Consider the following 15,502-nt stretch of genomic DNA (forward strand, 5'->3'; position numbering starts at 1 on the left):
GGCCGTCCCCTTGGCTGCATTCAGCCTCGCGAGCACACTGCTCTTTTTCGTGCCGGCCCATGCCTACCTGGCCAATCAGGCCGCGCTGCTCGTGTTCTTTGATGAACTGCTTGCCGTTCTAGCGCTGGTAACCGTGGTCTTTACTTTGCTGCTCACCGGACTGCTTTTGCTGGTGCCTCGACGGATTCGTCCTCGCCTCGGGGTCCTGCTGCTCGCGCTCACCCTGCTATGCTGGATTCATGCCTATGCCCTCGTCTGGTCCTACGGTGCTCTGGACGGCGAAACCATCGTCTGGGCGGATTATCCCGGACGCCTGCTGACTGATGGGGCGCTCTGGTTGGTTCTAAGCGCGGTATTGCTTTGGTTTGCGCCGCGAATCCACCGACGGATGCCATTGTTTTGCGCAGGAATATTGCTGCTTCAGATTGGTTCTCTGGCCGTAAACGCCACCCATGTCCATAATAGCTCGCACGACTACTCCAAGCATTACTACGTCGATAAACGGCCGGTCTTCGAGTTCTCCGCGGGACGCAATGTCGTGCTGATCCTGCTGGACGAATATCAGACCGACATTTTCTCGGAAGCGATCTTGCCGCATCAGGAATACCGCGCGCAGTTCCCGGGGTTCACCTATTTTCCCGACACCACGGCGGGGTTCAATTTCACCGAATTTGCCATCCCTTCCATCCTGACCGGCCGCATCTACGACAACAGCCAGCCCCGGCAGGATTTTCTAAAATCAGCCTACCTCAAGGATTCCCTGCCAGCCGCGCTGAGACAGGCCGGAATAGACGTGCATCTGTATCCTTGGCGCAGTCTCGCCAATGAGTCGATTTACTACCACGACGAACTGGCGGACAATATTCTACGCCGACCTCGCCCACTCGCGGACAAACTGGTCGACGTAGCCCGGGTGGTGGACCTTGGCCTGTTTCGCAGTCTGCCCCACTTCGCGAAGCGATTTGTCCATAACGACTCGAGCTGGCTGGTCTCGCGATGGATGGCCGGTTCAGCCAAATCATCCGCCACGCGCCAGCCTGAACCCATTCCACGCGAAGTCGGACTCGGGCACACCTTGGACGACCTCTTTCGGATGTTTGCACTCGGTTTGGATCACCCCGACACGCGGATTACGATTCGTCCCGGCCGGGATGTCTTCAAGTTCTACCACCTGGCCGGTCTGCATGTGCCGGTGAAGATGAAGCGCGATCTCAGTTACGGTAAATTTGACTACACGCGGGAGAATTTCAGCGAACAAGCCGAGGCCTACGCCCGCATCATGGGCGCGTTTCTGCGAAAACTGAAACAACACGGACTCTACGACAATTCCCTGATCGTCATGGTGGGCGATCATGGCAGCGGCCGTTCACCCGAGATGTATGTGAAGCCCGAGTTTACCGCCCGGACGGCAGAACTGGATCGCACGGCGGCGCGGGGAGACTTCCAGCGGGACAAAGCCCGGGGGCTTCCCTTGCTCCTCATAAAGCGCTTCGGTGCGCAGGGCGAAATCCGCACCTCGACCCTTCCAGCTTCCGTGATCGACATCCCCGCCACTATCCGCGCGGAGCTCAATCTTCCGACGAAGCCGGTTCCTGCCCTGACGCCCTATCCCGCACTCCACGGCGTCTCACTCTTCAACCAGACTGAGCCGCCGGAGAAGCGAACCCGATACTACGGCGCCATGCTATGGACACCGCAGCAAACCGACTATCTCGGGACCCTGAGCCTGTATCAGATTGAAGGCCATGGCTGGAACGACGGTTCCTGGTCGTTTATCCAGCGTCTCACGCCCCCGCAGTGAGCGCGCTCACACGCGCAACGATTCTTTGAAGGTGGCGATCTGGTCGGGGCTGCCGAGCACCAGCAGGCTGTCGCCGACGCAGAGTTTTTCATCACCGCGAGGATTGAGTATGCGGTGGCCCGCGCGATTGATGCCCGCCACCTGCAGGCCGTAGGCCTTGCCCAGGGCCACTTCTGCAAGCGTGCGGCCGTGCAGTCTGCTTTCGACGGGAATCTCCAGCGACTCCATGCGCACCTCGTCGAAGTTGGATGTCACCGGTGCGCCGGAAGCGCGCTGGAGATACTCCTTGCCGGCCGCCACCTGCTCGGCGGTGCCGAGCAGCAGCACCTTGTCACGCGGATACAGGATCATGTCGCCGGTGGGATTCCCCACCATGACCCCCTGCCGTTCGACGCCGGCCACGGTGCAGCCAAATTTCGTGCGCAGCGCGAGTTCGCCCAGCGAGCGGCCGCGGCTGTCTGCGAGGTCGGGCAGCATGCAGTCCGTGAGCGCGAGCTTCCACTCGCCGTGAGGTGCCATCCAGGGCGCGGTGGTCCCGGTGAACTTGTGGTCGCCCTGGGTCAGGCGCTCCTGCAACTCCACCTCCAGCATGCTGTGCCAGTAGATGAGCCGGCTCCGCAGGAAATACAGCCCGACCAGCACGACCACCAGCACCGCCGCCGGCAGCCAGCGCGCGGCGCCGCTGATCGGGAGGATGGCGTTCAGCCACAACACGAGCAGCAGCCCCGCCCCGATCTTCAGGCCGGTCTCAACCACCGGGGCCAGCTTGGCCGCCTTCGCGTGCCCCTGGGTGCTGACCTGCGCGTAGAGCAGGCTCAGCGCCGAAAGATTGCGCCAGATCGCCACCAGGGGTGCCAGGGCGACCAGCACGAGCACGCTCCAGAACAGCACCGTGGCTCCGCTCGGATAGCGGCTGTGCACCGGCAGGTAATCCCGCACCAGGCTGAACATCTGGTCGGAGAAGACAAAAAGTCCCGTCACCAGCAGCATCTCCAGCGTGATCTGGATGACGCGCTTGCGGCTGAGCTGCCAGAGCACGCTGCGTTTCTGGATCTGTTGAAACCGCTCGAGCAGGCGCCCGTAGTAGCCGAGCCAGCTTTCCAGCCAGACGGGTTGGCGGGCCGCCACCCAGTCGCTGATGACGCCGGAGCGACGCGTGAGCACCGGAGCGGCGATGGCCGTCAGCAAGGAAAGCCCCACCGCCACCGCGCCAAAGCTGGCAGGCACGACCCCGGCGGTAACGCCCAGTTGCGCGATGATGAACGAAAATTCGCCGATGGGCGTGATCATCAGGCCCACGCGAACCGCATCCTTGAGCTGCACGCCGGTCACCAGCATCGCCACCGTGCCGCCGAGCGGGCGCGCCACCATGGCCAGCACCGAGGCTCCGAGCACCAGCAACCACGACTGACCCAAAAGGCGCACGTCAATCTGCATGCCGATGGAAACGAAAAACACGGCGCTGAACATGTCGCGAGCCCCCTCGAACACGCGGTCGATCTGCGCCCGTTGCGGGGTTTCCGCGATGATCGAACCAAGGATGAACGCGCCCATCGCCAGCGAATAGCCGGCCTTCTGCGCGGTGAGCGCCAAACCGAGCATCAGTCCGGCCACCATGAGCGTCTGCAATTCCTCACTCGCCGACTCGCCCAGCCGCCGCAAGAGCCACGGCACGAGTAGCAGGCCGATCACACCGGCCAGCGCCACGAACGCACTCAACAGGCCCAGTGTCTGGCCGACCCTGGCTTCCCCCATGCCGCCGAGCAGCACCACGGAATTGAGCAGGGCCAGCGAAATGACCGCGACCACGTCCTCCAGCACCGTTATGCCCATGGCCATCTGGCCGGCTTTTTCGTGGGTCAGGCCGGTTTCCTGCAGCACCTTGCTGATGATGGCCGAGGAGGAAACGATCAGCAGGGCCCCGAAGAACACCGCCGACTCCCCGCTGAAGCCGAGCAGCGGCGAGCCCAGCCGCGACAGATTATAGACAATCAGCGCCGTCACCGCCGTGGCCACCAGCAGCGAGAGGCCGAGGCGGCGCAGCTTGCGCAGGCTGAGCTTCATGCCGATCGAGAACATGAGGAACACGAGGCCGACCTGCGCCAGCGTCTCGATGCGCCCGATGTCCGTCACAAGCGAGAAGGGCGGCGTGAACGGACCGATCACCATGCCGGCCGCCAGAAAACCCACGATGACGGAAAGCCCCGCCCGGTGGCAGGCCCAGCCGACGAGTCCCGCCACCAGCATGACGACCGCGAGATCCTTGATGAAGTCGATGCCTTGCATGAGGGTGTGGCGACTAACACGGCAGGCACAACCGATTCGTCAAGTCCTCAGGACTCGAATCCGGCACAAATTTCGCGATGACCGCGAGCGGACTTTACCCCGGCCGCCCGGGAAGCCAGAAACATCGCGACCCCATGCCCGACCAACCGCTCGACCCCGTTGACTTCTCCGTGCAGTTTTCTTCCGCGGCGCTGGCGGCGGGTTTCAGGCGGCAGGACTTCGGGGCGGTGCTTGGCCATCCGCTTTCGGCCTACACCAAGCGCAGCGTCGGTCCGCGACCGCGGATTTACCTCTCCGCCGGGATGCATGGCGATGAACCGGCTCCGCCTTGGGCGCTGCTGCAGCTCATGCGGGAAGGTTTCTTCGACCGACGCTGCACCTGGTTTGTCTGCCCGCTGCTCAACCCGACCGGATTCCTGCACGGGACCCGGGAAAACCACGCCGGCCTGGACCTCAACCGGGATTACAAGTCTCTGCAGTCCGCCGAAACTCAGGCCCATGTCCGCTGGCTCCGACAGCAGCCGAATTTCGACCTGAGCCTCTGCCTGCACGAGGATTGGGAAGCGCAGGGGTTCTACCTCTACGAACTGAACCCGCTCAATCTGCCCTCGCTGGCAAATGATCTGATTGAAGCCGCCCGCGTCCACGGGCCGATAGAAATCGCCACCGTCATCGACGGACGTGAGGCCGCCGGACCCGGCATCATCCGCCCGGTCAGCGATCCCTTGCTGCGCGAATCCTGGCCCGAGGCCATTTACCTGCGTAATCATCACGGCCCACTGGACTACACGCTGGAGACGCCCTCCACCCTGCCCCTCGAGCAGCGGATTGCCACCCAGCGCGCGGTGGTCCGCGCCGCGGTGGGCGCTCTCCTGCAGTGACGAACTCCGCCTAGCCCGGCATTCGCTCCGCCACAAAGCGATCGATCAGCGCCTGCGCCTCCGCGGCAGGGAGATTCATTTCGCGCGCCGCGAACCGCGCCAGATCCACCGGCCAAGGTGCACGTAGCAGATAATTCATGTGGGTCGGACGCAGATCAATGGCCGTGCAGTGCAACGCCTGCCGGGTGAAACGGAGCAAAGCCGAGTGCCGCGGGGTCCAGCCCTGCATGGCGAACTCAAGGTAGAGACGTGGATCGGCGCCATAGAGCTTGTCGCCGATCACCCGATGGCCGAGCCATTCAGCATGGGCTCTGATCTGGTGCTTGCGGCCGGTGAGCAATTCTACTCCGGCCAAGGTGCAGCCACCGCGCACCACCAGGGGGTGAAATACCGTGGTCGCCGCCTGGCTATCGGGAGTGTCGGCCGGCACCACCTTCTGCTTGACCGTTACTCCGGCGCTGAGGTCAGGCCCCAGCCACTGGTCCACGGTAACCGGTCCGGCAAGTTCTCCTTCGAGCAGGGCAACGTAGGCCTTGCCGATCTGCCGCTTGCCCATGGCCTTTTGCAGCCGGCTGCCGGTGGCCTCGTCCTTGGCCAGAATCACCACTCCAGAAGTCTCCCGATCGAGCCGATAAATAAAGCGGATGGTCTCCAACCCCAGTCCCTCCCGCACCGCGCCAGCCAGGCTCGACCATGGGCCGTTCTTGGACGGATGCACCACCAGCCAGCCCGGTTTGTCGAGGACCAGCAGCTTTTCATCGCTGAGCAGCACCCACCCGGGCAGTTCGGCAGGATTTACGAGCGGGGGCTCGGCCGGGGGCAGCGGTTCGTCGGCATGGGTCATGCTTTCTTCGTTCAATAATTATTCCGGAATATGAAGGCGAGAAGCATTGCCAAATCCGGCCCGTTGGGTAGAGATCTTACTCAGCCAAATGAAGTGTCTGTTCCCAGTGACGTCTGGCCCGGTCCTCGCGACGGCCCGCACTATAGGAACAACCGAAATGAACCCGGGGAGGCTTCTCCCCTTCCGCGCCCTTTGTGTTAGTCCAACCGAAGGAAAAACCATGAACCATACCAATAAATCCCACGATGTGATTGTGACCGGTATCCACCTCGAGCTGACCCCCTCCCTCAAGCACTACGTGCAGGAGAAAGCCGAGCGACTTTTCCGCCACCAGGCTCACATCGTCCGGATCCGCGTCGAACTGGAGTGCGACCGCAAGCATGACGTCGCCCACAAGTTTGTCGCCAAGGCCCACGTCGAGCTTCGCGGGCCCAATATCAACTGCTCGGCCGACTCCGAGGAGATGCACAAATCCATCGACCTGCTGGTGGACAAGATTGATCACATCCTCCACAAGCGCCACGGCCAGCACAAGGACAAGCGCAACCACCCCCACCCCGTCGAGTTCGACGGCGTGGAACTGCCCAAGGCAATCTGATCCCCCTTCTTTCCCCGAGGCCCGCGGCAACGCGGGCCTTTTTCATGGGTGCAACCGGCGCTCCGGCGCGGGCTGGATCGGTGGGGATCCTTACTGTACACGTTGGCCGCACGAGAGCCCCAGACCGCGTGGTCCGCAGCAAACATGTCGCCATCTCGCCTAACGCTTAAACCGCTTTCCGTTTGCGACTCCGCCCAGGGCGAGGTTCTGTCTCACCACCATGCGCTCCCTCCCCCTCCGCTCCTGGCTTCGCTTTGTTGCCTGCCATTCCCTTGTCACCGTCGCGGTCATCGCCGCCGCTGATGATGAAACCGGATTCGTTTCCCTGACAGACGGCCAGTCCTTCGCCGGCTGGACCGCTTCCAAGGAGAATCCTGGCACCTGGAAAATCGAGGAAGGAGCCTTCGTCACGCTCGGTCCGCGCAGCCACCTGTTCTACACCGGCGACGCCGCACCCTTCAAAAATTTCGAGCTGAAGGTCGAGGTCATGACCGAGCCCGGCTCCAATGGAGGCATATACTTTCACACCAAGTATCAGGAGAGCGGCTGGCCCACGGCCGGTTTCGAGACCCAGGTGAACAACACCCAAAGCGATTGGAAGAAAACCGGGAGCGTCTACGATGTCGCCAGCGTGGGCTTCGTGGCGGCCGAAGATGGCAAATGGTGGACGCAACACGTCATCGTCCAAGCCGGCACTGTCACCGTGAAGGTAAACGACAAGATTGTCGTCCAATACAGGGAACCGCCCGGCGCCCAGCCCGGCACCGCTTTCGAGCGCAAGCTCGGTAGCGGCACCTTCGCTCTCCAGGCCCACGACCCCAAGAGCGTCGTCCGCTATCGCAATATCTTCGTCAAGCGCTTGCCCGACTGAGCACCGCCTCAGCCCTCGCGCGGCCGACCCCAGCGCCAGCAGATCGCCTCCAGCACGCCGAACTGGTCGGTGAGCAGGCCTTCGTAGCCACAGGGACGGTCGTCCCAATACCGCCAGTCCACGCCGCTCTGGTTTCCGCCGAAGACTTTCGCCGCGGCGAAGCCGGCGCACAGGCGCTTCAGCATGCGGTCTGCTTCGCGATTCAGGCCGCACCGGTAGAGCGCCATCACGAAATGCCGCGTTTGCGAATGGGTGCGTCCGCCGTTTTGGTAATACCCCAGCGGATAGCCCTGGATGATATCCGAGAGATCATGATCGGGAATGTGCCGGAGGTTTCCGGGCAGGCCTCCCGCCGGATCAGGCAGACCGACCCGACGCGCTTCCGCGAGCAGTCGCTGCAGAATCGCCCGGCCTTCATCCGGTGACAGCAAGCCCTCGGCGATGGCCGCACCGTTGACCGGCAGAAAGGCGTAGTCGTGCAGCTTGTCCTCGCGGCACCTCCAGCCCGCCAGCCAGCCGGTCGCCTTGTTGTAGAACGTGTCCCGATAGTTCGCACGCAGCCAGCCGGCCCACCCGGACAATTTTTCCGCCTGCTCAAGTTCGTTGAAGCGACGCAGCCCTGCGGTCAGCTCGAGCAGCGCGCCGTACAGGATCGCATTGGCAAAGGCGTCTTTCCAGCCGAAGGAAATCACGTCGAACCAGCAGGTGCTCCATTGGCTGGTGCCGCTCACGCCGGTCCGATGCAGGCTCTCGATCAGCCCGTCGCCATCCAGATCCCGGTCCCGCGCCGCGCGCAGCTTTTCCAGGATAACCGGACGGAATTCCCTGAACCAGGCCGGCGTCGCGTGATGCCGCAGGTAGGAACCAAGACCACGCAGCGCCGAGGCACCGGTCTGCAGGTATTCATCGTCCGCATCGTGCGAGCTGCCATCCTGCAGGAGCCGGCCCGCCGCGTAACCGGGACCGCCCGTGAGCCAGCGCTCCAGGGAGTGACGCAGGAATTCCGCCGCCGGCAAATCCGGCAGCAAGTTTCCCTGCGGGGCAATGACCGCCGCCCAGGTGTCCATGCAGATCGGGCAGTGCATCGAGGCGCCATTGTTGCTGAGCGTGGCCGTGTCGGTGCGGAATGTGAGCGCCACCCATTGGGTGCGCGCCAGGGCGCGCCGGGCGACTGCCGGAGCCGATTCCGCCAGCAGTTCAGCCGGTCTTTGCGGTGTAAACGTGAACATCGCGCGGTGCGTGCCGGCCGGCAGACGATATAGCCCCTCGGGGGTGCGTTCCTCGCCAACCTTGAGTTCGAGCGTGTTCAGGTCGTGGGCCCGAAAGCAGTCGCTGCGCGCCCACCCCTTGGGCGAGTCGGATTCCACCTTCCAGCTGCCAAAGGTCGGCAACGTCAGCAGGGCCGGCAGCGCGACCGCCCCGGTTTCCCCGGTCTCCAGCAACCGGCCCAGCACATGCGAAGGCGCCGCACTGTTGCGCAGGCCGATCATCCAAGCCGCACTGTGCCAGGCGAGCATGGCCTGTTTCGCGACGCGCTGCGCCTTGAGGCGAAGTCCGGTCGGCCTGACTTCCCACGCCAAGCGGTAGTGCTGTCCACCGGCCTGAAATTCGTAGGTCACCGTGCCCCCGTTCACGGCCACCGTGCCACTCAGGTCGCACCGCACGGCCGGGGCCAGCACGGGCGCACAGCCGAGCGGATGCAGTTGCGGGCCTTGGGAAAAAAGCGGCGGCCGGGTGGCCAGAACATTCCTGCCCGCCTGGGCGCGGTCCTCAATCTGCAGGCCCCAGTGGGTGAAGCCCGGCCGGCCCAGCGCAAAGCCCACCTCGAAGTCCCGGGTGCGGTAGCGCACCTCGCCGTTGACCAGTTCCGCCCGGACACCGACGGGGAGATTGCGCAGGGAAATGACGCCCGGCTCAAGCAGCCGCTCGGATCGCGGTGCGAGCGGCGTGAGCGGTTCACCTTCGAGAATGAAGGCCGACATCGCCAAATTCCACGGGGTCCAGCCCCCGTCGATGCCCGACCGCCGCAGTTCGATGATGACCGCCGTGGTGGTGATCCGGGGCAACCGCATCCAGGCCACGGCCCCGGGCACGCCCGGTTGCAGGGCATCCCGTTGCAGCAACACCCGCCAGCGGCCTCCGCTCCAGGCCAGGACGCGCAGGCCCGTGACCCAATCAAGATCCTGCCGGCTGCCGCATTTGTGGTAGCCCGGCCCACGACGCACGCCCAGCCGACCGAGCCGGACCGGACCATGCAAGCGAATCACCCGTTGGTGGATGATGCGTTTTTTGGGCACCCCGGTCTCACCGGGCAACGGCCGGGTCCAGACGGAGCGCCCCGCGTCCAACCGACGGTTGGTGAAAAGGTCGCCCATCGGCGGCTCGAGATCGGCGAGACTCAGGAGATCTTGTGACATGGGAGGGAGAGAGTCGTGACGCCCGGCCGGCGGGCCCTGAGGCGCGTTTCCGTGACCGGCACCGGCAATCACGTCCCGATCATTTCAGCAGCGCGCTTCGGGCGGGCCGAGCCGGCGCTCATGAAGATTCTGGGAATTGTTTGGTGTCCCTTGGTGTCGGACTCGCTTTGCGATTGCGACCACGTCGGGGGCTTCGCACACCGGACGCATCGCCATGACTGCCACCCCCACGCCCCCTGTCCTGAGCCTTAAAACCGTTTCCCACGCCGTCGCCGCCGAGCCGGGTGAAATCACCGCCGCCCGCGAACTGGCCCGCCTCACCGGCGCCGCACTCGTCGCTGGTCCGGGCGGCGTCCATGTCGCCCTGGCCGGGCGCGGGCTACCCGCCAAGCTGCCAGCCAAGGCCAAGGACTCCAGCGCGTGGACCTGGCTTCGCCTTGCCGAGGATGGCAGCGGTGAAATCTGCGCCACGCACGGCTCATTCCTTTACGCCGCGGTCCGCCTGCTCGCCTCCGGCGCCAGTGAGTTCACCCGCGAGAAACTCGCCGCCGGCCTGCTCCTGCCCGCGACCTTTGGCTGGCACCGGCCGCACTGGGACGCCTGCTACACCCAATACTGGCGGAGTGCGCGCAACTTCGATCCGGAGCGCTACGTCGCCGCGTTGGCCGAGGCCGGTTTCACCCACTGCGAAGTCAACGGCCTGCAGGCGCACATGCCCTATGAGGACTTCGTGCCGTTCGAATACTACCCGCAGTTCTACACCTATGCGCCGGGCTTCAACCACTTCGTGGACACGCCGCTGACCAAGGGCATGTGGCCAGCGCTCTACCTCGATGCCAATCTCAACCACCTCGTCGGCCTCGCGGGCCTTGGCCGCCAATACGGTCTGAAGCCGGGTATCTGCATGTTCGAACCGCGCACGCTGCCCGAGCGCTTCTTCACCAAGTACCCCTCGCTCCGTGGCGCGCGCGTGGATCATCCGTTCCGCTCCAAGCTGCCGCGCTACACCATGGCGCAGGACCACCCGATTGTGCAACGGCACTACCGCGAGGCCCTGCAGAAGATCATGCGGGCCGTGCCGGATCTCAGCTACATGTCCGTTTGGACGAACGACAGCGGCGCCGGCTTCGAGCACACCGCCTCGCTCTACGTCGGACGCAACGGCGGCCCCTACATGATCCGCGAGTGGCGCAACCACGACAAGATCGCGCAGAGCGCGGGCCAGAGCATCGGCCGCTACCTGAAGAATCTCCGCACCGCCGCCGCCGAGATTAATCCGGAGTTCGACGTCATCCTCCGCATCGAGCCCTTCAAGGTGGAGCACGAGCACATCAAGGCCGAGATGGGCGGTCATGTCACCTGGGAGGCTCCGTCGCTGAACGTCCGGGGCTACCATGTGCCCTACTCCCACCCGAAGTATCCCGAGAACCAGGCGGTCGCGGGCAGTTTGTTTCACACCACCATGGATGCCTCCGAGAAAGAGGCGCTGGCCACCGCCCGCGCGGCCGGGGTCGAGCCGGTTCTCCACTATTCCGCCTCCGGTGTGATGAATCACGAGCCGCTCCTCGGTCTGCCCTTCCCGCGCCTGCTGCACCGCAAGCTCACCGCCATCCGCGAAACCGGCCTGAAGCGGGTCAGCGCGCTGGGCGGCCTCACCAATGCGGCCCGGGCACCCTACTGGCCCAATCCGGTCATTCTGCGCGCCGCGCAGTTCTTCCCCGACAAGCCCGTCGAACAGGTCCTCACCGAATTCGCCGCCACCTTGGTCGGACCGGCCCAGGCCTCCACCCTGAGCGAGGCCTGGCGCGAGTTCGAAGAGGCCCTGCTCTGGCAGCCGATGGTCGGACTCTATTGCGCCTTCGGCTTCTGCTGGCAGCGTACCTGGGACCGGCCCTTCGTGCCTGACCTCGAAGCGGTGCCCGCGGCCGAGCGCGATTACTACGAGCGCCACGGTTGCTTCCAGCACAACAACCCCGGCCTGAATGATCTGGGCAAGGACGTGCTCTTCGACCTCATCACGCGGGAGTCCGGCGCCAAGATGTCCGCCGACATGGATCAGCACGTCATCGCCAAGCTACAGCCGCTCATCGCCCGGCTGGACGGCCTCGCCCAGACGCTCACCGGCGAATCGCAGACAGTCTTCACCGATCTGCGCGACCGCGTGCGCGCCTACCTCCACTGGGTCACGAGCCTGCGCAACGTCTGCGCCTGGTGCGAATGCGTTTACGGCTACCTTGATGAGAAGTCCGACGCTGCCACCAAGGCGGCGTGCGAGAAAAAGCTCCAGGCGGCCATCGACCTCGAACTCGCCAACATCCGGGGCCTCATCGCCCTGCTCGAGACCACCCCCCACGAAGTTCTCGTGCTCTCGGGCGTCGGCGAAAACACCTTCTTCTACGGCGAGAACCTCGTCCAGCATCTGCGGACCAAGCTGCGCCTGACGGAGCAATACCGTCACGCCAAGCCGCGCATTGATCGCTCGATCTACTGGCGCCCGATTCCCGGCACCATCTGGCCGGAGGGCTGGTCCGCCACCTGAACGTCTTGTGTTGGGGACAACGCCGCCGCGCCGCCGTCATCGGATGGCGGTGCGGCGGTTCCTCACCGGCCGCGCACCCGCCGCCGGTAGTCCGACGGCGTGAAGCCAATCTCCTGCTTGAACGCCTTGGAGAAGTGGAAGACGTCGCAAAAGCCGAGCGAGTCCGCGATTTCCTTGAGCGACGACTCGCCGTGATAGATCGCCGCGCAGGCCCATTCCAACCGACGCCGTTTCTGGTAGCGGCCGGGTGACTCGCCGGTGAGTTCGGCGAAGCGCTTGCGGAAGTTCTCGTAATTCAATCCGACCTGGGTCGCCGCATCCTGGGGCGTCGCCCAGCCGCCGCTTCCCCGTTCGCCCAGCAGCCGCAGGCTCTTTTCCAGCCAGGCATCGCGGCCGGCCTGGCGGACGTTTTCCGCGTCGGTCGCGATCATTTCCGTCACCACCTGGAGAAACCGGCCCATCGCACGCAGGGGCGCACCGGCGGTGTGGAGGGGCTCGCCCTTGACCACATCCTGCAGCCGCCGCCGCCAATAGTCGGGAGAGCCGAGCCGCAGCACCGGTCGCGCCGGATCGAGCAGGCCCTGCGCCCGCCAAAGTTGGAACTGCGGTCCGTCGAACACGAAGTAGATCTGGGTCCACTCACCGCCGCGAACCGGACCGTAGGCGTGGGCGATTTCCGGAAAGACCAGCACCACGTCCCCGGGCACCAGCTCGTAGCTCGTCCCGCGCCCGTCGCGATAGTAGCCCCGGCCCTCCACCATCAGCACCAGGGTGAATCGTCTCAAAATCCGCATGTCCGCCGGGTTGATGCCCGGGACGTTCAGCAGCAGGCCGGCCAGCTCGATCTCGCCCACCGGAGTGCGGAGCGGACTCTGCAGCCAGGGTTGGGCGCGGTATTTCGGCGGCGGGGGCACCGGCCCAAAATTTACATCACTTCTCCCGTTTCAACCATTTAATGCCCGCCCAACTGCGTGTAGCTTAGGGCATGAGCACCACGACCTCCCTGCCCCAGCTCGTTTCCTTTGGTCATGAACTTGAAATGACCGACGACAAGGTCGGCCTGCTGCGCGATTCCAGCGATGCGGCCGACGACTTTGAAGAGCTGCGCCGCCGCGTGGCCGAGGACGGCTACCTCTACATGCGCGGCTACCTTGATCGCGACGAGGTGCTCGCCGCCCGCGCCAGCCTCACCTCGCGCCTCGCCGAAGCCGGCGTGCTCGATCCGGCCTACCCGCACATCGACGGCGTGTGCAAGCCGGGCTCCGGCTACGTGTTCAAGCCCGAGATCACCAACGGCAACCCCGAGGTCCAGCGCCTGCTCTACTCCGGCCGCCTCACCGACTTCTACGCCAAGTTCTTCGCGGAGCCCATCCGCCACTATGACTTCACGTGGCTGCGCGCCATCGGGCCCGGCAAGGGCACCAACCCGCACTGCGATCTGCCCTACATGGGCCGCGGCACGCACCGCCACATGACCTGCTGGCTGCCCTACGGCGACATCTCCTTCACGCTCGGCGGCCTCATGGTGCTCGAGGGTTCGCACAAGCGCATGGATCTGCTCGAAAAATACGTGTACCGCGACGTGGACACCTTCTGCGAAAACAAACCCAAGGACGCCGAGAACGCCAAGGCCGGCAAATGGACCTTCAGCGGCACCCTGTCGCACAACCCGCCGCAAGTCCGCAACAAGTTCGGCGGCCGCTGGCTCACGACCGAATTCAGCGCGGGCGACTTTCTCACTTTCGGCATGTTCCTCGTGCATGCCTCGCTCGACAACCGCAGTGAGAACCGTCTGCGCATATCCAGTGATTCCCGCTACCAGCGCGCCAGTGAACCGATCGACGAACGCTGGGTGGGCGTAAATCCCCCCGGTCATACCCTGGCCGGCAAGCGCGGTCGCATTTGCTGAACCTCCAGCTTCCACGCCTTATGGTCGCGTCCTCCACCACCGCTCCCGTTGCCGCCCAGTCCGCCACCGGGCGGATGGCCGCAGTCCAGGAAATGGCCCGCCTGCAGCGCCTGCTCTTCGAGGTCGAACGCGAGTTCGTCCGCACCGCCACGACCCTCATCTACCGGGTGGGCGAACCGGAGTTGAAATATTTGCTCAGCCAGCACGTGTGGGAATCCGCCGGCCACGCCCGGTTTATCCGCGAGCGCGGCCGCGAGCTCAGCGGTTTTGGCGCGGGTGAATCGGTGCGGCCGGAAATCCGCCGGCTGTTCACCGAAGCCGTCATGCCGGCCGACGGCTACGTGGCGCTTGCGGGGTTCTACCGCGTGCTCAAGCCCGCCCTGCTCGCCGGTTACCGTCATTATCTCGCGGCCACCCACCATCTGGCCGACTGGCCCTCGCGTCGGCTGGTTGAGGAATTTATCACCGACGAAGAACGTCATGCGGCCGAGATGACCCCCTACCTCAACGGCATCGATGCCACGGCCTCGACCGACCATCTTCGCACCGCCTTGGCCGCCCTGGGCGGAATGCTCGGCGAGCACCCACCCACGCCGCTACCCGGCGGCTTCAGCTGGGAATCGGCGAACCGGCCCTACACCCATCCCGCCACGTGCAACCGCGGCAAGTATCCCACCTGCTCCAGCGTTTTCAGTCACGATCCGGAGGAGACCCCGATTGTCCGTCCTTGGCTGACGGACCCCAAGACCGATGCTCGCGTCGTCCGGCTCATGGTTTACGTCTGGCTGATGATGGAGATGGATGCCGTCGATTACCTCGCCACGGTCTTCTTTGACACGCCCGAAGCGCCGTTCGATCTGCATCATGACATGGCGCGCCATCTCTGGGACGAGTCCCGGCACAGCCAGTTCGGCTACCGACAGCTGCCCAAGCTCGGCGTGGACCTCATGTCCCTCGAGCACTCGCTCGACCTCTACAACATCCTCGTCCAGATGCCGCCACACGAACGCTACGCCATGATGACCATGGAATTCGAGGCCGGCAGCTTCCCCACCAAGGCGCATGTCATGGACCGGGTGCGCGAGCTAAACGACTTCGAGGCGGACACGCTGCTGGCTTTTGACCGCAACGATGAGCAGAACCATGTCCGCTACGGTCACCGGTGGCTGCCCGAAATCATGGCATTGTGTGGAGACACGCGGCCCGTCGAAGATTTTGTCAAAGCCACGCAGGCGCGCTTCGCCGAAATGGCCACCCTGCATGGCGGCCGGACTCCGCACGCCCTGCCGCCCGAGCGGCGTCTCACCGGCAACAAAATCCTGAAACTCGCCGGTGTGGCCTGATTCCCGCGGCTTC

At 64.6% G+C, this 15,502-nt stretch carries 11 protein-coding genes; 7 read left to right on the plus strand and 4 right to left on the minus strand.

Translation table 11 applies throughout. From position 1 onward, the window contains the following. Positions 1 to 10 precede the first annotated feature (10 nt). Positions 11 to 1,801, plus strand: a complete 1,791-nt coding sequence (locus ESB00_RS10130; RefSeq protein WP_164976129.1) for a sulfatase-like hydrolase/transferase — start codon at positions 11 to 13, stop codon at positions 1,799 to 1,801. 6 nt (positions 1,802 to 1,807) lie between these two features. Here ESB00_RS10130 and ESB00_RS10135 read toward each other — a convergent pair whose 3' ends face one another. After that, positions 1,808 to 4,087, minus strand: a complete 2,280-nt coding sequence (locus ESB00_RS10135) for a cation:proton antiporter (RefSeq protein ID WP_129047573.1) — start codon at positions 4,085 to 4,087, stop codon at positions 1,808 to 1,810. A 134-nt stretch (positions 4,088 to 4,221) separates the two neighbouring features. Here ESB00_RS10135 and ESB00_RS10140 point away from each other — a divergent pair, with 134 nt between their 5' ends. After that, positions 4,222 to 4,968 carry a M14 family metallopeptidase gene (locus tag ESB00_RS10140; RefSeq protein ID WP_129047574.1) on the plus strand — a complete coding sequence of 249 codons (747 nt, stop codon included), beginning with the start codon at positions 4,222 to 4,224 and terminating at the stop codon, positions 4,966 to 4,968. A gap of 10 nt (positions 4,969 to 4,978) precedes the next feature. Here ESB00_RS10140 and ESB00_RS10145 read toward each other — a convergent pair whose 3' ends face one another. Next, entirely contained in the window at positions 4,979 to 5,812 is an 834-nt protein-coding gene (locus ESB00_RS10145; protein ID WP_129047575.1) for an RluA family pseudouridine synthase, read from the minus strand. Between the two features lie 220 nt (positions 5,813 to 6,032). On the opposite strand from ESB00_RS10145, the gene hpf reads away from it, so the two are divergent. Together hpf and ESB00_RS10155 are read left to right on the plus strand one after the other, a co-directional pair. Further along, complete coding sequence (hpf, locus tag ESB00_RS10150) at positions 6,033 to 6,410, plus strand: ribosome hibernation-promoting factor, HPF/YfiA family (RefSeq protein WP_129047576.1); 378 nt, start codon at positions 6,033 to 6,035, stop codon at positions 6,408 to 6,410. Positions 6,411 to 6,630: 220 nt separating this feature from the next. Next, a complete protein-coding gene (locus ESB00_RS10155) occupies positions 6,631 to 7,281 on the plus strand; it encodes a 3-keto-disaccharide hydrolase (protein ID WP_129047577.1) in 651 nt (216 codons plus the stop codon). Positions 7,282 to 7,289: 8 nt separating this feature from the next. Here the strand turns inward: ESB00_RS10155 and ESB00_RS10160 are convergent, their stop codons facing one another. After that, positions 7,290 to 9,698: a hypothetical protein gene (locus tag ESB00_RS10160; RefSeq protein WP_129047578.1), complete on the minus strand. Its 2,409-nt coding sequence runs from the start codon at positions 9,696 to 9,698 to the stop codon at positions 7,290 to 7,292. A 214-nt stretch (positions 9,699 to 9,912) separates the two neighbouring features. On the opposite strand from ESB00_RS10160, the gene ESB00_RS10165 reads away from it, so the two are divergent. Beyond that, positions 9,913 to 12,237 carry a hypothetical protein gene (locus ESB00_RS10165; protein WP_129047579.1) on the plus strand — a complete coding sequence of 775 codons (2,325 nt, stop codon included), beginning with the start codon at positions 9,913 to 9,915 and terminating at the stop codon, positions 12,235 to 12,237. Between the two features lie 62 nt (positions 12,238 to 12,299). Here the strand turns inward: ESB00_RS10165 and ESB00_RS10170 are convergent, their stop codons facing one another. Next, complete coding sequence (locus ESB00_RS10170; RefSeq protein WP_129047580.1) at positions 12,300 to 13,151, minus strand: helix-turn-helix domain-containing protein; 852 nt, start codon at positions 13,149 to 13,151, stop codon at positions 12,300 to 12,302. 71 nt (positions 13,152 to 13,222) lie between these two features. On the opposite strand from ESB00_RS10170, the gene ESB00_RS10175 reads away from it, so the two are divergent. Both ESB00_RS10175 and ESB00_RS10180 read left to right on the plus strand, forming a co-directional pair. After that, positions 13,223 to 14,146 carry a phytanoyl-CoA dioxygenase family protein gene (locus ESB00_RS10175; protein WP_129047581.1) on the plus strand — a complete coding sequence of 308 codons (924 nt, stop codon included), beginning with the start codon at positions 13,223 to 13,225 and terminating at the stop codon, positions 14,144 to 14,146. A gap of 20 nt (positions 14,147 to 14,166) precedes the next feature. Beyond that, positions 14,167 to 15,489, plus strand: a complete 1,323-nt coding sequence (locus tag ESB00_RS10180; RefSeq protein ID WP_129047582.1) for a ferritin-like domain-containing protein — start codon at positions 14,167 to 14,169, stop codon at positions 15,487 to 15,489. Positions 15,490 to 15,502 lie beyond the last annotated feature (13 nt).

The organism is Oleiharenicola lentus (assembly GCF_004118375.1).
Classification (GTDB): Bacteria; Verrucomicrobiota; Verrucomicrobiia; order Opitutales; family Opitutaceae; genus Lacunisphaera; species Lacunisphaera lenta.